The following is an 18786-nucleotide window of genomic DNA, read 5'->3' on the forward strand; positions in this document are numbered from 1 at the left end:
TACCGGAGAAACCTATGTGGATCGGCCGGGCACTGATCCACGAAAAGCTCTGGATCCGCTCCTGGGTCAATCAAATTTACTGTTGGTACGACGAAATCGAGGATGTGGATCCCACCCCGATCGGTCTGGAGCGCTATTCGCTCTCGGGCGTCCAGTGCGAGGCTGAGTAGTCGCCGCTGGGGGTGCGCGCCAGTGCCCAGAGTTCGACCTCGCTCGCGCCGGCATTGAGTAGCAGGCGACTCAGTTCGCGGGCGGTGCTGGTGGTGGTCACCACATCATCGAGCAGCGCCACACGTCGCCCCGCCAATATCTCGGGGGCGCCAGGGGTGAGCACAAACGCCCGGCGCAGGTTCTGTTCCCGCTGCTGTCGGCTCAATCCCTGCTGGGCCGGGGTGCGGCGGTTGCGACGGCACAGGCGGCTGTGCACCGGCAGCGCCAGTGCCCGCCCCAGGTCGGCCGCCATCAGCTCGGTCTGATTGAAGCCGCGTCTGAGTCGCCGCGACCAGTGCAGCGGGACCGGTAGCAGCAGCTCCGGCCATGCCAGCGCGTGGGTCTCGGCACGCGCCGCGCGCAAATGCTCCGCCAGAAGGTTCGCCAGCGCCCGCCCAAACGCGAGCTGCCGGTAGTACTTGAAGTGGTGAATCAGATAATCCAGCGGGTAGTCGTACCGAAACGCGGCCCGGCAGCGCTCGAACGGCGGAGGTTCCGACAGGCAGCGCCCGCAGTAAGAGGCCTCCTCCGCCAGCGGCAGGGCGCACAGCTCGCACCGGTACCCGGAGGGCTCCAGATAGGGCAGGCTGAAGGCGCATCCGGAGCAGAGCTGTTCGCCCTTGACGGGCCTGGCGCACAGCAGGCAGGGGTTGGGTAGCATGGGCAACATCCTTTGTTGTAGGTTTTCCTCGCATTACCGCGTTATTTTTAATCGTTCGGATCCCGATTGTCCAGTTGCGCTGTCAACCTGGGTGGCGTGTTCAGGTTGACAGCTCCCGGGCGGACGGTAGTATAGAGGGCTTTGATTGCCATCCACCCTGACCGAGACCGAAGGGAACCCCTATGAACGCCACTGCCCAACCACAGATTCGCCACGATTGGAGCCGGGACGAGATCCTGGCGCTGTTCGCGCAGCCCTTCAGCGATCTGATGTATCAGGCCCAGACCGTGCACCGCGCCTATTTCGATCCCAATCAGGTTCAGGTCAGCACCCTCTGCTCGATCAAAACCGGCGCCTGTCCCGAGGACTGCAAATACTGCCCCCAGAGCGCCCGTTACGATACCGGTCTGGAGCGCGAGCGTCTGATGGCCGTGGAGAAGGTGCTCGAGGAAGCCAAAGCGGCCAAGGCCAGTGGCGCGACCCGCTTCTGCATGGGAGCCGCCTGGCGCTCGCCCAAGAACCGCGACCTCAACTATGTGACCGATATGGTCAAGGGCGTCAAATCCCTGGGGCTGGAAACCTGCATGACCCTGGGCATGCTCGATGAGCAGCAGGCCCAGACCCTGTCCGAGGCCGGCCTCGACTACTACAACCACAATCTGGATACCTCCCCCGAGTACTACGGCGAAGTGATCACCACCCGCACCTATCAGGACCGCCTGGAAACGCTGGACAACGTGCGCAAGGCCGGCATGAAGGTCTGCTGTGGCGGCATCGTCGGCATGGGCGAAGAACAGACCGATCGCGCCGGTCTGTTGCAGCAGCTGGCCAACCTGCCCGATCACCCCGAGTCGGTGCCGATCAACATGCTGGTACGTGTGGCCGGCACTCCCTTTGAAAACGAGGAAGATCTGGACCCCTTCGAGTTCATCCGCACCATCGCCGTGGCCCGCATTCTGATGCCCGCTGCCCATGTGCGACTCTCGGCCGGACGGGAAGAAATGAACGAGCAGATGCAGGCCATGGCCTTCCTGGCTGGCGCCAACTCCATCTTCTATGGTGAAAAGCTGCTGACCACCGCCAATCCCGAAGCCAATGCCGACATGATGCTGTTCAAGCGTCTGGGCATTGAGCCCGAGCAGCGCGAAGTGCACGTTGAAGAGGCCGAACAGGACGAGGTGGCGCTGGCCGGAGCGCTGGAAGAGGCGAACAACGATCGTTTCTTCTATAACGCTGCCAAGTAACCGTCCGTGGCCGCTTCCACACTGGATGCCGCCCTGGCGCCTGCGTTGCAGGAGCGCAGGCGGCAGTCACTCTATCGCCAACGCCGCACCCTGGAGTCCTCCCAGGGTGCTTCGGTGTGGGTGGATGGCAAGCGCATGGTGGGTTTCTGCAGCAATGATTACCTGGGGCTGGCCAGCCACCCGCAGGTGATCGCGGCGCTGCGAGCCGCCTCCGATGACTACGGGGTCGGCAGTGGCGCCTCCCACCTGGTCTGCGGTCACTCCCGGGAGCATCACGCCCTGGAAGAGGAGCTGGCCGCTTTCTGCGGGCGCGAGCGCGCACTGCTGTTCTCCACCGGCTACATGGCCAACCTGGGGGCGATCACCGCCTTGCTCGGGCGCGGCGACGCGCTCTTTGAAGATCGGCTCAATCACGCCTCCCTGCTCGATGCCGGCCTGCTCAGCGGGGCCCGCTTTCAGCGCTTCAAACACAATGATCTCGATCACCTGGAGACGCGACTGGCGGGCAGTGACGCCCGGCGCCGCCTCATTGCCGTGGATGGGGTGTTCAGCATGGACGGTGACCGCGCTCCGCTGCCGGAGCTGGCGGCGGTGGCCGCCCGGCACAACGGTTGGCTGATGGTGGACGACGCCCACGGCTTCGGTTGCCTGGGCGCCACCGGGGCCGGCACTGTTGAGCACTACGGTCTGAACCAGGACCAGGTCCCCATTCTGATGGGCACTCTGGGCAAGGCATTGGGCACCTTTGGCGCCTTTGTCGCCGGCAGCGAGGCGCTGATCGAAACCCTGATCCAGTTTGCCCGCAGTTATATCTATACCACCGCTCTGCCGCCCGCCGTGGCGGCGGCCACCCGCACCAGTCTGGCGCTGGTGCAGAGCGAGCCCTGGCGGCGCGAGCACCTCAACGCCCTGATTGCCCGGTTCCGCCGGGGCGCCCGCGAGCTGGGCCTGACCCTGATGGATTCCGATACCGCGGTGCAACCGCTGCTGGTGGGTGATGAGAGTCGGGCGCTGGCCCTGGCCGAGCGGCTGGAAGCGCGCGGTTATTGGGTGGTCGCCATTCGCCCGCCCACCGTGCCCGCCGGCAGTGCCCGACTGCGCGTCACGCTGAGCGCCGCGCACACAACCGAGCAGGTGGACGGCCTGCTCTCGGCGCTGACCGAGAGCCTCCGGGCGGAGGGCGCACGATGAGCGATGCCATTACCCCCATCCCCGCTCCCAGCGAAGAGGCTTCGTCTCTGGCGGCACACTATTACCCCGCCCTCAGTCCCTCCGAGGCCGAGCCACTGGTACTGCTCCACGGCTGGGGCGGAGACAGCCGGACCTGGGAACCGCTGCTGCCCTTTTTGCGCCAGTACAGTGATGTGATTGCTCTGGACCTGCCCGGTTTTGGCGACAGTCCGGCCCGGGGCGACTTTGAGCTGGAGACAGTTCTGGCGGCGCTGGAGCGAAGCCTGCCCCCGCGCGCGGTCCTGGTGGGTTGGTCACTGGGGGGCATGCTGGCGGTCGCGCTGGCGGCGCGCCGCCCCGAGCGGGTGACCCGGGTAATCACCCTGGCCAGCAATGCCCGCTTTGTCGCCGACAACCAGTGGCCCGAAGCGATGGCAAGCGCCGTCAATCGACAGTTCCAGTCCGGTTTTCACCGCGATGCCCAGGTCGGGTTGCGCCGTTTCACCGGCCTCTTGGCGAGCGGAGATCAGCACGAGCGGGAGCTACTCAAAACCCTGCGCCGTCGTCAGCCGGAGACTGAGCAGGTCAACGAGGCCTGGGGGCAGGCACTTCAACTGCTTTCCACCCTGGACAATCAGGCCGCTCTGAAGCAGTTGCGTCAGCCCGGGCTGCACGTCTACGCCGAGCACGATGCCCTGGTGCCGCTGGCGGCGGCGGGCGCGCTGCCGGCGCTCAATCAGCGTCAAAGAGTCTCGGTGATTGCCGGCGCCGGGCATGCCCTGCACTGGAGTCGGCCCGAGGCGGTGGCCGAGTCGCTGCTGCACTTTCTGCGGCTGACCAGCGGCCAGCTCGACAAACGTCGGGTGGCCGACTCGTTCAGCAAAGCGGCCGATAGCTACGACAGTGTGGCCCGCCTGCAGCGGGCGGTGGGCGAACAGCTGCTCAATCACCTGGGGCCGCTCAATCTCAATGCGCCCGAGCGGGTGCTGGATCTGGGCTGCGGCACCGGCTTTTTCAGCGAGCGCCTTTCTTTGCGGCTCGCGCCCGGGCAACTGGTGGGGCTGGATATCGCCCGGGGCATGTTGCAGTTTGCCCGGCGCGAACGCGATATCGAGGCGCTCTGGTTGTGCGCCGATGCCGAGGATCTGCCGCTGGCGGACGCCAGTGTCGATCTGGTGTTCTCCAGCCTGTCCGTCCAGTGGTGCGAGCATCTTCCCAGCCTCTTCAGCGAGGTCATGCGCGTGCTCAAACCCGGGGGGCAGCTGCTGTTCTCCACCCTCGGGCCGCGCACGCTCTGGGAACTCAAAGGCGCCTGGCAGGCCGTGGATGGTTATGTGCACGTCAATCGCTTTCAGCCCCAGCGCGCGGTCGACGCTGCTCTGGTCCGGGCCGGTCTCACCGGCGTGCACTGGGACCGTGAGGAGCGGGTGCTGCGCTATGACAAACTCAGCGACCTGACCCGGGAGCTCAAAGCACTGGGCGCGCACAACGTCAACCGGGGCCAGCCCGAGGGGCTGACCGGACGGGAGAAAATCCAGGCGCTCAAAACCGCCTACGAACGTTACCGGCACGACGGCCTTCTGCCGGCGAGCTACGAAGTCTATTACTGCCGGGCGCAAAAGCCCGAGGATGAGTCAAACCATGACTAAACACGCTTTTTTTGTCACCGGAACCGATACCGGGGTGGGCAAAACCCGAATCGCGGCCGGGCTCCTGCAGCTGGCCGGTCAGCAGGGGCTCTCCACTGCCGCCCTCAAACCCCTGGCCGCCGGCTGTGAGACGACCGACGAGGGGCTGCGCAATGATGACGCCCTGAGGCTGCAGGCGCTGGTCAACCCGCCGCTGATGTACGAACAGATCAATCCGGTCGCGCTCGAGCCCGCCATCGCCCCGCATATTGCCGCGCTGGAGGCGCGTCGGCCGCTTTCGGCGGACCGTCTGGCGGGCTATTGCCGGGGGGTGCTGGGGCAGGCGGACTTTACCCTGGTGGAAGGCGCCGGCGGCTGGCGCGTGCCGCTCAACCCCGCTGAAACCCTGGCGGATCTGGCGCGGCAGCTGCAGTTACCGGTCATTCTGGTGATCGGCATGCGGCTGGGGTGCCTGAACCATGCCCTGTTGAGCGCCGAGGCCATCGCCCGGGACGGACTGCCGTTGGCCGGCTGGGTCGCCAATGTGCTCGACCCCGATATGCCCCGCCTGCGGGAGAATATTGACAGTCTTGGCCAGCGCCTGCGTGCGCCCTGCCTGGGGATCGTGCCTCATATGGGGGAGCCGGACCCGGCCTCGGTGGCCGAGCACCTGTCCCTTGATCCGCTGCTGTCAGTTGTCTCAAATCCGAGCTGAAAGTTATAAAAAACGAGTTTTTACGTCCATTGACTCTCAGTCTTTGCCGGTTTTGACTGTTTCTTGAGCAAGAAGCGCGTTATCATTGAGTCCTGAAAAGCGGACAGGGCGGTGCCCCGGCAATTGGGTCGCCCTCCCTGATCGCGATGGTCAAATGTCAGCACGACGCTGTCTGGATGGCGTGTACGGAGGTCCGTTATGGATGTAGGTTCAATGGTGAATCAGGGGCTGATTGGCATGCAGCGCAGTCAGACCGAGATGACCCGCTCGGCCGAGCAGATTGCCCAGGCTTCCGCCATGCCGGCGGTGCCCGAAGCCCCGGGTGGCGACACGCCGCGCTCGCTGAATCTGGTTGAGCCGATGCTCAATATTCAGGCGCAACAGCAGGTGTTTGACAGCTCGGCGCGCGTGGTTGAAACGGCCGATGAAGCACTCGGCCAGTTGATCGACCTGCGGGCCTGATGGCCCTCCCGGGGCGGACGCCATGACGCCGGCCATTCCCTCCAATTTTGCCAATGCCGTCGCGCCCTTTGTGCCCGTCGGCCGGCAGCCCGTGGGCCAGGAAAACGAAGACCTTCGCGGCTCCACGCTCAAACCCCTGGAAGAATCCGCCGAATCGGCCCGGAGCGAAAACCGCCGCTCCCCCGATGAGCGCTCGGCGCGGGCCTTCGAACAATCCCGCTCGAGCTCTGGTGACAACACCGACAGCGAAAACACTTACTCTCGTCCCATCGCTCCGACCGACGCCGGAGTGGAGCGTGAGCAGGGTGAGAGCGACTTGCGTGCAAGCCTGGAGCGTCAGCGCCAGGTTGAGGAGCAGCAACAGATCCGCGAGCTTTCGCGGCGTGACCGCGAGGTTCGCCAGCACGAGCAGGCCCATGCCGCCATTGGCGGTCGCTACGCCGGCGCGCCCAGTTATGAGTTCGAACGCGGACCCGACGGGGTGAGCTATGCCGTGTCCGGCGAAGTGCCGATTGATACCAGCAAGATTCCCAACGACCCCGAAGCCACACTGCAGAAAGCCCAACAGATCCGTCGGGCGGCCTATGCCCCGGCCGAGCCTTCCGATACCGATCGGAGAGTGGCGGCGGAAGCCTCCCGGATAGAGGCCGAAGCCCGGGCCGAGTTGCGCCAGGAGCAGTTGGAAGCCGCGATCGAGGCGAGAGAGGCGGCGGGCGGTGAAACCCGCGACTCCGGTGATGATCGGCCCGGCGGTTCAGAAGCCGATCTTTCAGGCACGGGCCAGGGAGAAAATACCCGGGAGAACGCGGACTCGGCTGAACAGCAAGAGCGCAAGGAGTCGGACCGGTCCGATGAATTGGAGCGGATTCGGCGCCGGAACCTGGAGACCTATCTCCAGTTGAGCGAACTTTACGCGCTGGGCGATCAGCCCCTCCTGGGTTCCCGCCTCAATCAGCAGGTGTAACGCCCGCTTTTTTTCCTGGAAAAAGGTCCTATAATGCGGCTCCGGCTGAATATAGGAGGCCTTATGCACAAACCCCGACTCTACCCCGAAGACCAGGCGCGTGTTGACGCGGTAACCCGTCGCGGCGTCAACAGTGTCGAGCGCAAGCCTTTCAGGGTCTGGACTCTGCTGGGAGTGATTCTGGTGGTCCTGACGATCCTGAGCGGGATCAGCTTTGTGATCGCGCGGCTCGAAGGCGTGGTTTGAAGATGTTGTGTGAAGCGGTGGCGCCCGGGCCAGGACGCCACCGGGCGGGTTTACTCGCTGACCGTAATGGCAATCTTTTCTGACACCACTGGCTCGTCATGGGGCCGATGCAGATGGTCGCCCACCAGCAGCTGCAGGGTGTGTTCACCCGGCTCCAGCTCCACGGTGGTTTCAGTCTGGCCGCCGCCAAAATGCACATGTTGATCGTCCGCGGGAATGGGTTTGTCCATTGCCGGCAGCTTGTCCAGATCGATCAGCAGGTGGTGGTGGCCGGTGCCGTCGCGCTCGATACCGGCCGGCGCCACGCCCAACCCCTTCAGGCCGAATTTGACGGTGACCGGGCTGGTGACCGTTTCGCCGTGGGCGGGGGAGATGATGTAGACCTCCGGTTCTTGCGCGTGAGCGGCCAGCGTGAGGCTGGCAAGAAGGATGAAGCCGGTGACGGCTCTGAGAGTCAATTGCATATTATGTGTCTCCTTTCATGTTTTGGCGCTCGGGAAATCCCCGCAATCGCTTTGGTATTATAGGGCGCCATCCGGTGCAGGCGGTAGGTTTGGTGGCCCCTGATTTGTAAAGACAGGTAATTTAAGAAATAAGACGTCAGCGGGGTTGACCCATCCAGAGCCTGCCCCTATAATGCGCCACCTCAGTCAGGGACAGGCACTGAGTTGCAGTTGCGGGGTGGAGCAGTCTGGTAGCTCGTCGGGCTCATAACCCGAAGGTCGTTGGTTCAAATCCAGCCCCCGCTACCACTATTTACGTTTGGCTCCAGTTGTCATCGGAGTTAAACAGAGCCGGCGCAGAATAAAGCCGGCGAGCGAATAAGCCCCTGTTATGGGGCTTTTTTGTATTTGTCATAAGGGGTGCTCCCCTGCCACAGAGGCCTGTGGTCGCAGTTTCGAAAATGGGCCTCGGGCCCATTTTTTGTTTGGGCGGCACCCAGCACACAGGTATCACGATTTCATGGCGTCAAAACAAGAACAGCTTGCGGTGCTGATCGCACCCATCGTTTCCTCATTGGGGTGCGAGCTCTGGGGGCTGGAGTATCTTACCCAGGGCCGCTACTCGACGCTGCGTATCTATGTCGACCGCCTGGCCGAGGAGCCGGGCGGCGAGGATCCGGGGGTCACCCTGGAAGACTGTGAGCGCGTCAGCCGTCAGGTCAGCAGCGTGCTGGATGTGGAAGACCCGATCAGTAACCGCTACACCCTGGAGGTATCGTCTCCGGGCATGGATCGACCGCTGTTCACGCTCGAACAGTACGCTCGCTATCTGGGTGAAGTGATTGCGCTGAAAACGCGGTCTCCCATCGCCGGGCGGCGCAAGTTCAAAGGCACAATTCAGTCTGTGGAAAACGATTCAGTGACGCTGATAGTGGATGGTGAACCGCACTCTCTGCTGTTCGGGTCGATTGAAAAAGCGAATCTGGTTCCCCGCTTCTAATGAAAATCCTGACCGATCTGTCAGGTGAAGGAGTTTAACGAGGCAAGCTCATGAGCAAAGAAATTCTGTTGGTCGCCGACGCGGTGTCAAACGAAAAAGGCGTGGATAAAGAGATCATTTTCCAGGCCATCGAGTCCGCGTTGGCCACCGCCACGAAAAAGCGCTTTGATGAAGATTCCAACATCGAGGTTCGCATCGATCGCGCGACGGGTGATTATGAAACCTTCCGTACCTGGGAAGTGGTCGCCGACGATCAAATGGCCGAGCTGGGAACCCAGTTGACCACGGAAGAGGCGGCCGAGAAAGACAAGTCCCTGCAGGTGGGTGACATTTGCCGGGAAAAGATCGAGAACGTGGAGTTCGGTCGTATCGCCGCCCAGACCGCCAAGCAGGTCATTGTGCAGAAGGTGCGCGAGGCCGAGCGGGCGCAGATGGTTGAGGAATACCGCGACCAGGTCGGTGAGCTGGTGAGCGGCTCCGTGAAAAAAGTCACGCGCGATAGTATCATCGTGGACCTGGGCAACAACGCCGAAGGCCTGCTTCCGCGCGACCAGTTGGTCGGGCGGGAAATTTTCCGTGTAGGCGACCGGGTACGCGCGCTGTTGCAGGATGTGCGCAGTGAAGCGCGCGGCCCCCAGCTGTTTCTGAGCCGCTCCTGCCCGGAAATGCTGATCGAGCTGTTCAAGATCGAAGTGCCGGAAATCGCCGAAGAGGTGATCGAGATCAAGGGCGCCGCTCGCGACCCCGGCCTGCGGGCCAAGATCGCCGTCAATACCAATGACGGCCGCATCGATCCGGTAGGCGCCTGTGTCGGCATGCGCGGCTCGCGCGTGCAGGCCGTGTCCAACGAACTGGGCAACGAGCGGGTCGATATCGTGCTCTGGGACGACAACCCCGCGCAGTTCGTCATCAACGCCATGTCACCGGCCGAGATTGAGTCCATCGTGGTGGATGAAGACGCCGGTTCCATGGATCTGGCGGTGAGCGAAGACAACCTCGCCATGGCCATTGGCCGGGGCGGTCAGAACGTCCGTCTGGCGTGCGAACTGACCGGCTGGGACATCAATGTGATGAGCCTGGAAGAGTGGCAGTCCAAGCAGGAAGAAGAGTCCGGAAGCTACATCGAGCTGTTCATGAACGCGCTCGATGTTGACGAAGATGTGGCCGGTGTTCTGGTGGAAGAGGGTTTCACCTCGCTGGAAGAAGTGGCCTATGTACCGCTCGATGAAATGCTGGCGGTTGAAGGTTTTGACGAAGACATTGCCGAAGAGCTGCGGGCGCGCGCCAAAGACGCGCTGCTGACCCAGGCGCTGGCCTCTGAAGAGGGCGGCAGCTCGTCCGAACCGGCCGAAGATCTGCTCTCGATGGAGGGCATGGATGATGAGTTGGCCAAGACGCTTGCCAGCCGCGGAATCGTGACCATGGAAGATCTGGCCGAACAGGCCATCGATGATCTTCTGGATATCGAAGGCATGGACGACGAGCGTGCCGCCGCGCTGATTATGAAAGCGCGCGAGCCCTGGTTTGCCTAAGCACTGAAACATCGTTTCAGAACGGGCATCGCGGGCAATGAACAATACTGAGGAAACACAATGGCAGAAGTAACAGTTAGCGAACTCGCCAAGTCTGTGGGCGCACCGGTTGAGCGTCTGCTCAAGCAGATGCAAGAGGCCGGCTTGAGCCAGAAGGCAGAAGACGCGCTGGTCTCTGACGAGGAGAAGCACAAGCTGCTGACCTATCTCAAGACCAGTCACGGAGAGTCTTCGGATGGGCCCAAGAAAATTACGCTCAAGCGCAAAACGACCACGACCCTGAAAACGGGCAGTGGCAGTGCGCGCAAGACCGTGAATGTCGAGGTCCGCAAAAAGCGTACTTACGTCAAACGCGACCCTCAGGAGCTTCAGGCCGAAGCCGATGAAGAGGCGGCAGCAGCGGTAGCGGCCGAGAACGCCGAGCTGGCGAAAGCGGTAGAGCAGAAGGCCGAGCAGGAAGCCGAAGAGAAGGCCAGGGTCGAGAAAGAGGCGGCGGAAGAGAAGCCGGCCGAACCGACCGAGCCCGAAGTGGCCTCCAAACCGGAGCCCGAAGCTGAACCCGAGCCCGCGGCGGCGCCGACTGAAGAAGCGGGCACTACGTCGTCGTTCGTCGACGATGCCGAAGTGATTCGCCAGCGTGCCCAGGAACGTCGCAAGGCCGAAGAGGCGCAGCGCGAAGCCGAATTGCGCGCTCAGGAAGAAGTCCGCCGTACCCAGGAGGAGGCTCGCGCCAAGCGTGCAGCCGAAGCGGTCGAGGCGCCCAAGGGCCCGCCCGCCGACAAGGAAGACACCAAACACGGCAAGAAGAAAGAGCGGCACGAAAAAGCCTTTGATGATGAGGCCGGCAAGCATCGCAAGAAAGCCGGTGGCAAGGGCAAGCGTTCCATGGGGCCGAAGAAGAGCTCCAAGGCCGATCTGTATGCCATGGTGGAAGAGGCGAACGAATCCGAAGAGGTTCTGGCGCGCCGCCGGAGCGTTCGCGCGGCTCACAAGGCCTCGAACGTACACGCATTCAAAAAACCGACAGGTAAGATTATTCGCGACGTAGAGATTCCCGAGACCATTACCGTCTCCGACCTGGCCGACCGCATGGCGGTCAAGGCGGGCGAAGTCATCAAGCAACTGATGAAGATGGGCGTCATGGTCACCATCAACCAGCCGCTCGAGCAGGAAACCGCTCAGCTGGTGGTGGAAGAGTTTGGCCACAAGCCGGTGCTGGTGAGCGACGATGAAATCGAGCACAAGCTCGAAGAAGAGCTGGTGGTCGAGGGCGAGTCCAGGCCGCGTGCTCCGGTGGTGACCGTCATGGGTCACGTTGACCACGGTAAGACCTCGCTGCTGGACTATATCCGCAAAACCAAGATCGCTTCGGGCGAAGCGGGTGGCATTACCCAGCACATCGGTGCCTACAAAGTCAGCACCAGCCAGGGCGACGTTGCCTTCCTGGATACCCCCGGCCACGCCGCCTTTACGGCCATGCGTGCTCGCGGTGCCCAGTGTACCGACGTGGTGATTCTGGTAGTGGCCGCCGATGATGGCGTCATGCCGCAGACCGAAGAGGCGATTGCGCACTCCAAGGCCGCCGGTGTACCCATGGTTGTCGCCATCAACAAGTGTGACAAAGAAAACGCCGATATCGACCGGGTGAAAAACGAACTGGTCGCCAAGGAAGTCATTCCCGAGGAGTGGGGCGGTGATACCCAGTTTATCGAAGTCTCGGCCCACACCGGCCAGGGCATCGACGAGCTGCTCGAAGCCGTCGCGCTGCAGGCGGAGATTCTGGAATTGACTGCCGTGGCCGACGCGCCCGCTCAGGGCGTGGTGGTTGAATCCCGCGTCGAGAAGGGACGCGGTGTGGTGGCGACTCTGTTGATCCAGCAGGGCACCCTCAACCACGGCGACCTGGTGCTGGCCGGCCAGAGTTATGGCCGCGTGCGGGCGATGACCAATGAGCTGGGCCAGAAGATCACGGAAGTCGGTCCCTCCTCTCCGGTGGAGATTCTGGGTCTGGACAACGCACCCAGCGCCGGCGACGACTTTGTGGTACTGGAAGACGAGCGCAAAGCGCGCGAAGTGGCCGAGTTCCGCGCCGACAAGGAGCGAAAAGAGAAGCTTCAGCGTCAGCAGGCGGCCAAACTGGAAAACATGTTTGCCAACATGGAAGAAGACCAGCAGAAGCTCCTGCCCGTCGTGGTGAAGGCCGACGTGCGCGGCTCACTGGAGGCGATCCAGTCTGCTCTGGCGGAAATCGGCAACGAAGAGGTGCAGGTCAACATTGTCTCCTCCGGTGTCGGTGGTATCACCGAGAACGACATCAACCTGGCCGTGACCGCCGGCGCGATTGTCTTCGGTTTCAACGTCCGCGCGGCGGCCGGAACCCGCCGTCTGGCCGAGAACGAAGGCGTGGAAATCCGCTACTACAGCATCATTTACCAGCTGTTGGATGATGTGAAGCAGGCGTTGAGCGGTATGCTCAAGCCCGAGCGGGTGGAAACCATTGTCGGTATCGCCGATGTACGCGAAGTGTTCAGCTCACCCAAGTTCGGCCAGGTGGCCGGCTGTATGGTGACCGAAGGCACTGTCTACCGGAACAAACCCATCCGGGTACTGCGCGACAACGTGGTGATCTTCGAGGGCGAACTGGAGTCGCTGCGTCGTTACAAAGACGACGTCAACGAAGTACGCAACGGCATGGAATGCGGTATTGGCGTGAAGAACTACGACGTTAAAGTCGGTGACCAGATCGAAGTGTACGAGGTCAAGGAAGTCGCTCGCGAACTCTGATCATCCGCACCGTGCGATCCGTGCCCCGGCGGTCAATCGACCACCGGGGCACGGTTGTATCCGGCGGTCCGCAAATTTAAGAGGTTAACTGGCCATGCCCAGAGAATTTACGCGCTCGGACCGAGTGTCCGACGCCATCCAGCGTCTGCTGGCCAAAATGATCCCGCAGGAGATCCGTGATCCGCGTATTGGCATGGTGAATGTCAACGACGTTACCGTGACCCGGGACATGTCCTACGCCAAGATCTACGTGACTTTTGTAGGCAGCGAGAGCGATGAAGAGGGCACCGAAGGCGCTTCGATTCTGAACGGCGCCTCGGGCTTCCTGCGTAGTTTGCTGGCCAAAGAGCTGAGCATGCGCAGCGTGCCCAAGCTGCAGTTCATCTACGACAAAACCTCCATCCGGGGGCAGCAGCTGTCGAGCCTGATCGACCGGGCGGTGGCAGACGACCGCGCTCGCCACCGGGCGGACGAAGAGTCCGACGGGGAGGACTGATGGCGCGTCGACGCAAAGGTCGCCCGATCGACGGCGTATTGCTATTGAACAAAGCGGCGGGAATGAGCTCCAACCATGCATTGCAGCGGGCCAAACGCCTGTTTTTTGCCGCCAAGGCCGGTCATACCGGCAGCCTGGATCCGCTGGCAACAGGGCTGTTGCCCCTGTGTCTGGGCGAGTCCACCAAGTTTTCACAGTTTCTGCTCGATGCCCGGAAGGGCTATCGGAGCACCTTCCGCCTGGGCATCACCACCACCACCGGTGATGCCGAGGGTGAGGTGCTCCATGAAACCGACGCCTCGGGCGTGACCCGCGAGCAGGTGGAGGCGGCGTTGAAGGCCTTTGAGGGGGAGATCGAGCAGGTTCCCCCCATGTTCTCGGCCCTGAAAATCAATGGCCAGCCGCTGTACAAGCTGGCCCGGGAAGGCCGGGAAGTGGAGCGCAAGGCCCGCCCGGTGACGATCTACCGCATTGAACTGCTGGATTTTCGCCCCGGCCCGGCGGCCGAAGTGGATGTTCAGGTACTCTGCTCCAAAGGGACCTATATAAGGACGCTGGCCGAGGACGTGGGCCAGTTTCTGGACTGCGGCGGCCGGGTCGAAGCCCTGCACCGCACCGCCACCGGCCCGTTCGACATTGCCGATGCGGTCAGCCTGGAAGAGCTTGAAGCGGAGCGGGGTGAGGGCGAGCCGGAGCAACTGGATCACCACCTCTTGCCGGCCGATACCCCCGTGGCCCACCTGCCGGCCCTGGTCCTGCCTCTGGAGAGTGCTTACTACTTCAGCCAGGGCAATCCGGTCATGGACCCCCAGGTCTATCGTCTGGGCGATGAAGGTGATATGGTTCGGGTCTTTGCCGACGATGCCTCTGAACCCCGGTTCCTGGGCATGGGCGTGCTGAATGACGAGGGCCAGGTGGCGCCCAAACGCTTGGTCGCGTCCGCCGTCTGAGGTCCCTGCAGACCGGGCCAGAGGCGGCGCAATGAGTTTGTCAGCGGGTGCTGACAGCCCCGAAGCCCAGGGCTTCGGGTTCACAACCCACCTGTAAATATGCGCGGGTGTGGCTGTTTATTGTACTGGCATATTGAAAGAGGAAATGACTATGGCACTGAGTGCTGCAGAAAAAGCTGAAGTGGTAAAAGAACACCAGCAGGCTGACGGTGATACTGGTTCCCCCGAAGTTCAGGTAGCCCTGTTGACGCACAACATCAACAAGCTGCAGGAGCACTTTGCGGATCACAAGCAGGATCACCACTCGCGTCGCGGTCTTATCCGCATGGTCAACCAGCGTCGTAAGCTGCTGGATTACCTGCGTGATAAGAACAACAAGCGCTATGCTGATCTGATCCAGAAGCTGGGTCTGCGTCGGTAAGAAGTAGGAAGCTCCGCCACCCCCGGGTGGCGGAGTTCTCCGCCCGCCTTCGCGGGCATTGTTTCCCGCCTTTCGGCCCGGTTCTGACTCTGACTGTGTACAACCGAGAGTCGGTAATGCCGAGAGGCTGTAAAAACGGCTGTCGTTGAGCGCAGTTTGTCCCACGAGAGCCGACTGTCCGATAACTCGAATCATTCCGCAAGTACCGAATTATTCCGAGTCATGACCGCACATAAACTGTCGATAGCAGAAAAGAGAAGGATAGAAGAGTGAATCCGATCATCAAGAAATTTCAGTACGGCGGCGAGACCGTAACCCTGGAGACCGGGCGTGTTGCCCGCCAGGCCACCGGCGCCGTCATGGTAACCATGGGCGACACGGCGGTACTCTGTACCGTGGTGGGCGCCAAGCAGGCGAACCCCGATCAGCCGTTTTTCCCGCTGTCCGTGTTCTACCAGGAGCGGGCCTATGCCGCCGGTAAGATCCCGGGCGGGTTCTTCAAGCGCGAAGGTCGTCCCTCCGAGAAAGAAACCCTGACCTGCCGCCTGATCGACCGTCCCATCCGCCCGCTGTTCCCCAAAGGCTTCATGAACGAAGTGCAGGTGGTCTGCACCGTCATGTCCACCTGTAAAGAAGTGGATCCGGATATTCCCGCACTGATCGGCACCTCCGCTGCGCTGTCGATCTCCGGCATTCCCTTTGACGGGCCCATCGGCGCGGCTCGCGTCGGCTATACCGAAGACAAAGGCTACCTGCTCAACCCCAACTACGCCGACCTGGAAACGTCCGAGCTGAACATGGTGGTGGCGGGTACCAAAGACGCCGTCCTGATGGTGGAGTCCGAAGCGCAGGAACTGCCCGAAGACATCATGCTGGGCGCTGTACTTTACGCCCACCAGGAAATGCAGGTGGCGGTTCAGGCCTGTGAAGAGCTGGCCCGCGACGCTGGCAAGCCCCGCTGGGACTGGCAGCCGGCGCAGGAGAATACCGAGCTCAAGAGCCAGGTGGAGCAGCAGTTTGCCAGCGCCATTGGCGACGCCTACCAGATTACCGACAAGGCCGAGCGTTACGCCAAGCTCTCCGAAGTGCGTGCTCAGGCGGTCGAGCAACTGGTCAACGAAGAAGCCGGCATCAGCGAAGACGACGTCAAGGGCATGTTCGGTTCCATCGAGAAAAAGCTGGTGCGCTCGCGCATCATCAAGGGTGAGCCGCGCATCGACGGTCGCGACAACAGCACCGTGCGTCCGATTGAAGTGGAAGTGGGCGTGCTGTCCAAAGCCCACGGTTCCGCGCTGTTCACCCGGGGTGAGACCCAGGCGCTGGTGGTGGCCACACTCGGCAACGCCCGCGATCAGCAGATCATCGATGCTCTTGAGGGCGAGCGCAAAGATGCGTTCATGCTGCATTACAACTTCCCTCCCTACTGCGTGGGCGAGTGTGGTCGTATGGGCGGCACCGGCCGGCGCGAAATCGGCCACGGCCGTCTGGCGCGTCGCGGTATTGCGGCCGTCCTGCCCAAAGAAGAGGACTTCCCCTACACCATGCGTGTGGTCAGTGAAATCACCGAATCCAATGGTTCCAGCTCCATGGCGTCCGTTTGCGGCTCCAGTCTGGCACTGATGGACGCGGGTGTGCCCATGAAGTCTCCGGTCGCCGGTATTGCCATGGGTCTGGTCAAAGACGACGATGGCTATGCCGTTCTGACCGACATTCTGGGTGACGAAGATCACCTGGGCGACATGGACTTCAAAGTGGCCGGTACCACCAGCGGTGTGACCGCGCTGCAGATGGACATCAAGATTCAGGGCATCACCGAAGAGATCATGGAGAAGGCGCTGGAGCAGGCACTGAGTGCTCGTCTGCACATCCTGGGCGAGATGAACAAGGTGCTGGGTCAGTCGCGCGAAACCGTGAACGAGAATGCGCCGCGCTTCGAGACCATCAAGGTGCATCCGGACAAGATCCGCGACATCATCGGTAAGGGTGGTGCGACCATCCGCGCCATCACCGAAGAGACCGGCGCCTCCATCGACATCGACGATGACGGCACCGTGAAGGTCTACGCCGACGACGGTCAGGCCCTGAAGGCGGCTGTGGCCAAGATCGAAGAAATTACCGCCGAGGCGGAAATTGGCGCGATCTACGAAGGTAAGGTGGTTCGTATCGTGGACTTCGGTGCGTTCGTCAACTTCCTGCCGGGTAAAGACGGTCTGGTGCACATCTCTCAGATCGCCGACGAGCGTGTGAATGCCGTCACTGACTACCTGAAAGAGGGCGAGATTGTGAAGGTCAAGTGTCTGGATGTTGACCAGCGCGGCCGGATCAAGCTTTCCATCAAGGAAGCCAAAGCGGACGCCGAGGGCAATCAGACCCCGAGCGAGGAAACCTCCGAGTAATTCGGACGGTTCTCCTGCCGCAACAAAAAAGCCCGCGCCATGAGCGCGGGCTTTTTTTTGGTCGGTGCGAGTGGATTCAGGTCCAGCGCCGCCAGTACGTCAGCCTTTCCAGGCCATCAGCGGGTTCAGCCAGCGCATGAACGGCCCGGTAAAGCGCATCGGGGCATCGAGCACCGTCAGGCAAATACAGTCTTCGTTCTGCATGGCGGTCGGGCTGTGGTGGTGACTGGGGTCGCGGGCGATGTAATCGCCAGCGTGGTAAACGCCCAGCTCATCCGAGAAGCTGCCCTTCAGAACCACGGTCAACTCATTGCCGCGGTGGGTGTGGGTGGGCACCTTGGCCCCGGCCTTTATCTTCTGCAATGCTACCCGGGCGCCGGGGACGTTGATGATCTTGTTCAGGTCAAACTTGGCAATCTCGCGTGTCTGCTGCTTCCAGGCCAGCTCGTCCAGCGACGCGGGCAAATAGCGATTCAGCGGGTTGTGAAAACCCCGCTCGCGGGGGGCTTCATCGGCCCGCTGTTGCTCACCAGAGGACTGAATCCTCTGCATCAGGGCCTCGAAGCCGTCATCGGTGCCGGCCTGCGGCTCCCGGGGCGCAACCCGCTCGTCGTCCGCCTGTGACTCGGCCCCGAGGCTTGCCGGCTGGGCCTCGGACAACAGAATTCCGCCCAGGGCATTCAACTTCTTGAATTGCTCCTGACAATGGCGGCAATAGGCAATATGCACGGACACGGCCAGCGCCTGGGCAACATCCAGGCTACCAGCGGAATAGTCCAGCAAAGTGAAATCATCGGGATGATGTGCACTCATAGATCCGTGGCCTCTAACATGACACGCAATTTCTTCATCGACAGGCGCAAGCGCCCTTTCAGTGTGCCCAGGGGCACATTCAACTCTTCGGCCACTTCCTGGTGAGTCTTGCCCTCGTAGTAAACCTTACGCACGGCAATCATCTGTTCTTCGGGCAGCTCACCGATCGACTCTTTCATTTTCTTTTCCGTCGAACCGGCTTGAATCGAGCGGATCGTGGTGTCTTCTGTCGGTATCTGCCACAATTCTTCCGTATCAACCGTTATCTCCGCCTTACTACGGCTTTTCTTTCGGAGCAGATCAATACGCTGGTTCCGGGTGATGGTAAAAATCCAGGTCGAGGCCGAGGCCAGGCTGTCCCGGTATTTGTCCGCGTTGCGCCAGACACTGGTCATCACTTCCTGCACCAGCTCCTCGGCCTGTTGGTGCATGCCCTGATTGATGGCATAGGCCTTGATTCTGGGAGCGAAATAGTCGTAAACGGTGCGGAACGCGGCGGTATCACCCTCGTTGGCGACTTTGGAGAGCAGTTTGGCCCAGTCGGGTCCGTCGCCTTTAGCGGTGCCTTGTTCACTCATGGCTTTTGCCTTGGTCCTCAACATACAGCGCCTCGCAGGTTGTCTGTGGCAGCCGGTGCCCTTTTATTGGATG

At 61.9% G+C, this 18786-nt stretch carries 19 protein-coding genes and 1 tRNA gene; 16 read left to right on the forward strand and 4 right to left on the reverse strand.

Translation table 11 applies throughout. The features are described 5' to 3' along the window. The first annotated feature begins 14 nt into the window (after window positions 1-14). Entirely contained in the window at window positions 15-170 is a 156-nt protein-coding gene (locus tag AAE484_RS06595) for a hypothetical protein (protein ID WP_341937565.1), read from the forward strand. Here AAE484_RS06595 and AAE484_RS06600 read toward each other — a convergent pair. Next, complete coding sequence (locus AAE484_RS06600) at window positions 134-871, reverse strand: ComF family protein (protein ID WP_341937566.1); 738 nt, start codon at window positions 869-871, stop codon at window positions 134-136. The two genes, AAE484_RS06595 and AAE484_RS06600, sit on opposite strands and share 37 nt — an antisense overlap. A 182-nt stretch (window positions 872-1053) precedes the next feature. Between AAE484_RS06600 and bioB the strand changes: the two genes are divergently transcribed. The 7 genes from bioB (at window position 1054) to AAE484_RS06635 (ending at window position 7300) form a co-directional block, all read left to right on the forward strand. Further along, a complete protein-coding gene (gene bioB, locus AAE484_RS06605) occupies window positions 1054-2115 on the forward strand; it encodes a biotin synthase BioB (protein ID WP_341937567.1) in 1062 nt (353 codons plus the stop codon). 6 nt (window positions 2116-2121) lie between these two features. Further along, window positions 2122-3306 (forward strand): 8-amino-7-oxononanoate synthase, encoded by a 1185-nt coding sequence (bioF, locus tag AAE484_RS06610; protein ID WP_445928834.1) that lies wholly within the window; start codon window positions 2122-2124, stop codon window positions 3304-3306. Continuing rightward, window positions 3303-4934: a malonyl-ACP O-methyltransferase BioC gene (gene bioC, locus AAE484_RS06615; RefSeq protein WP_341937568.1), complete on the forward strand. Its 1632-nt coding sequence runs from the start codon at window positions 3303-3305 to the stop codon at window positions 4932-4934. Before bioF ends, bioC begins: the two co-directional genes overlap by 4 nt. After that, window positions 4927-5628 (forward strand): dethiobiotin synthase, encoded by a 702-nt coding sequence (gene bioD, locus AAE484_RS06620; RefSeq protein WP_341937569.1) that lies wholly within the window; start codon window positions 4927-4929, stop codon window positions 5626-5628. The genes bioC and bioD overlap by 8 nt, the downstream gene beginning before the upstream one ends. 198 nt (window positions 5629-5826) lie before the next feature. Beyond that, the gene (locus AAE484_RS06625; protein ID WP_341937570.1) at window positions 5827-6090 is read left to right on the forward strand and encodes a hypothetical protein; all 264 of its coding nucleotides are present in this window, start codon (window positions 5827-5829) and stop codon (window positions 6088-6090) included. Between the two features lie 22 nt (window positions 6091-6112). Then, window positions 6113-7054: a putative metalloprotease CJM1_0395 family protein gene (locus tag AAE484_RS06630; RefSeq protein ID WP_341937571.1), complete on the forward strand. Its 942-nt coding sequence runs from the start codon at window positions 6113-6115 to the stop codon at window positions 7052-7054. Window positions 7055-7117: 63 nt separating this feature from the next. Continuing rightward, window positions 7118-7300, forward strand: a complete 183-nt coding sequence (locus AAE484_RS06635) for a DUF3094 family protein (protein WP_341937572.1) — start codon at window positions 7118-7120, stop codon at window positions 7298-7300. A 50-nt stretch (window positions 7301-7350) separates the two neighbouring features. On the opposite strand, the gene AAE484_RS06640 is transcribed toward AAE484_RS06635, so the two are convergent. Continuing rightward, the gene (locus AAE484_RS06640) at window positions 7351-7764 is read right to left on the reverse strand and encodes a DUF4399 domain-containing protein (protein ID WP_341937573.1); all 414 of its coding nucleotides are present in this window, start codon (window positions 7762-7764) and stop codon (window positions 7351-7353) included. Window positions 7765-7975: 211 nt separating this feature from the next. On the opposite strand from AAE484_RS06640, the gene AAE484_RS06645 reads away from it, so the two are divergent. From AAE484_RS06645 to pnp, 8 genes are all read left to right on the forward strand, one after another. After that, a tRNA-Met gene (locus AAE484_RS06645) sits at window positions 7976-8052 on the forward strand. Window positions 8053-8263: 211 nt separating this feature from the next. After that, the gene (gene rimP / locus AAE484_RS06650; protein WP_341937574.1) at window positions 8264-8743 is read left to right on the forward strand and encodes a ribosome maturation factor RimP; all 480 of its coding nucleotides are present in this window, start codon (window positions 8264-8266) and stop codon (window positions 8741-8743) included. Between the two features lie 50 nt (window positions 8744-8793). Then, window positions 8794-10275 (forward strand): transcription termination factor NusA, encoded by a 1482-nt coding sequence (gene nusA, locus AAE484_RS06655; protein ID WP_341937575.1) that lies wholly within the window; start codon window positions 8794-8796, stop codon window positions 10273-10275. 60 nt (window positions 10276-10335) lie between these two features. Continuing rightward, window positions 10336-13059 carry a translation initiation factor IF-2 gene (infB, locus tag AAE484_RS06660; RefSeq protein WP_341937576.1) on the forward strand — a complete coding sequence of 908 codons (2724 nt, stop codon included), beginning with the start codon at window positions 10336-10338 and terminating at the stop codon, window positions 13057-13059. Window positions 13060-13153: 94 nt separating this feature from the next. Then, complete coding sequence (gene rbfA, locus AAE484_RS06665) at window positions 13154-13555, forward strand: 30S ribosome-binding factor RbfA (protein WP_341937577.1); 402 nt, start codon at window positions 13154-13156, stop codon at window positions 13553-13555. Then, window positions 13555-14505, forward strand: coding sequence for a tRNA pseudouridine(55) synthase TruB (gene truB, locus AAE484_RS06670; RefSeq protein WP_341937578.1), 951 nt, complete (start codon window positions 13555-13557; stop codon window positions 14503-14505). The genes rbfA and truB overlap by 1 nt, the downstream gene beginning before the upstream one ends. Window positions 14506-14656: 151 nt before the next feature. Next, on the forward strand, window positions 14657-14926 hold the full coding sequence (gene rpsO, locus AAE484_RS06675) for a 30S ribosomal protein S15 (RefSeq protein WP_341937579.1): 270 nt from the start codon (window positions 14657-14659) through the stop codon (window positions 14924-14926). Between the two features lie 269 nt (window positions 14927-15195). Then, on the forward strand, window positions 15196-17322 hold the full coding sequence (gene pnp / locus AAE484_RS06680; RefSeq protein ID WP_341937580.1) for a polyribonucleotide nucleotidyltransferase: 2127 nt from the start codon (window positions 15196-15198) through the stop codon (window positions 17320-17322). A 99-nt stretch (window positions 17323-17421) separates the two neighbouring features. Here the strand turns inward: pnp and AAE484_RS06685 are convergent, their stop codons facing one another. Further along, window positions 17422-18135, reverse strand: a complete 714-nt coding sequence (locus AAE484_RS06685) for a ChrR family anti-sigma-E factor (RefSeq protein WP_341937581.1) — start codon at window positions 18133-18135, stop codon at window positions 17422-17424. Then, window positions 18132-18713, reverse strand: a complete 582-nt coding sequence (locus AAE484_RS06690) for a sigma-70 family RNA polymerase sigma factor (RefSeq protein WP_341937582.1) — start codon at window positions 18711-18713, stop codon at window positions 18132-18134. The genes AAE484_RS06685 and AAE484_RS06690 overlap by 4 nt, the downstream gene beginning before the upstream one ends. Between the last annotated feature and the right edge of the window lie 73 nt (window positions 18714-18786).

This window comes from Marinimicrobium sp. C2-29, from assembly GCF_038419845.1.
Classification (GTDB): domain Bacteria; phylum Pseudomonadota; class Gammaproteobacteria; order Pseudomonadales; family Cellvibrionaceae; genus Marinimicrobium.

What these genes read in the sequence shown, in the direction of transcription:
- rimP (WP_341937574.1), top strand. Translation starts at nt 8,264, where the DNA reads ATGGCGTCAAAACAAGAACAGCTTGCGGTGCTGATCGCACCCATCGTT.
- AAE484_RS06635 (WP_341937572.1), top strand. Translation starts at nt 7,118, where the DNA reads ATGCACAAACCCCGACTCTACCCCGAAGACCAGGCGCGTGTTGACGCG.
- AAE484_RS06690 (WP_341937582.1), bottom strand. Translation starts at nt 18,713, where the DNA reads ATGAGTGAACAAGGCACCGCTAAAGGCGACGGACCCGACTGGGCCAAA.
- bioC (WP_341937568.1), top strand. Translation starts at nt 3,303, where the DNA reads ATGAGCGATGCCATTACCCCCATCCCCGCTCCCAGCGAAGAGGCTTCG.
- AAE484_RS06685 (WP_341937581.1), bottom strand. Translation starts at nt 18,135, where the DNA reads ATGAGTGCACATCATCCCGATGATTTCACTTTGCTGGACTATTCCGCT.
- AAE484_RS06595 (WP_341937565.1), top strand. Translation starts at nt 15, where the DNA reads ATGTGGATCGGCCGGGCACTGATCCACGAAAAGCTCTGGATCCGCTCC.
- bioB (WP_341937567.1), top strand. Translation starts at nt 1,054, where the DNA reads ATGAACGCCACTGCCCAACCACAGATTCGCCACGATTGGAGCCGGGAC.
- AAE484_RS06630 (WP_341937571.1), top strand. Translation starts at nt 6,113, where the DNA reads ATGACGCCGGCCATTCCCTCCAATTTTGCCAATGCCGTCGCGCCCTTT.
- truB (WP_341937578.1), top strand. Translation starts at nt 13,555, where the DNA reads ATGGCGCGTCGACGCAAAGGTCGCCCGATCGACGGCGTATTGCTATTG.
- AAE484_RS06640 (WP_341937573.1), bottom strand. Translation starts at nt 7,764, where the DNA reads ATGCAATTGACTCTCAGAGCCGTCACCGGCTTCATCCTTCTTGCCAGC.
- AAE484_RS06600 (WP_341937566.1), bottom strand. Translation starts at nt 871, where the DNA reads ATGCTACCCAACCCCTGCCTGCTGTGCGCCAGGCCCGTCAAGGGCGAA.
- rpsO (WP_341937579.1), top strand. Translation starts at nt 14,657, where the DNA reads ATGGCACTGAGTGCTGCAGAAAAAGCTGAAGTGGTAAAAGAACACCAG.
- infB (WP_341937576.1), top strand. Translation starts at nt 10,336, where the DNA reads ATGGCAGAAGTAACAGTTAGCGAACTCGCCAAGTCTGTGGGCGCACCG.
- nusA (WP_341937575.1), top strand. Translation starts at nt 8,794, where the DNA reads ATGAGCAAAGAAATTCTGTTGGTCGCCGACGCGGTGTCAAACGAAAAA.
- rbfA (WP_341937577.1), top strand. Translation starts at nt 13,154, where the DNA reads ATGCCCAGAGAATTTACGCGCTCGGACCGAGTGTCCGACGCCATCCAG.
- AAE484_RS06625 (WP_341937570.1), top strand. Translation starts at nt 5,827, where the DNA reads ATGGATGTAGGTTCAATGGTGAATCAGGGGCTGATTGGCATGCAGCGC.
- bioD (WP_341937569.1), top strand. Translation starts at nt 4,927, where the DNA reads ATGACTAAACACGCTTTTTTTGTCACCGGAACCGATACCGGGGTGGGC.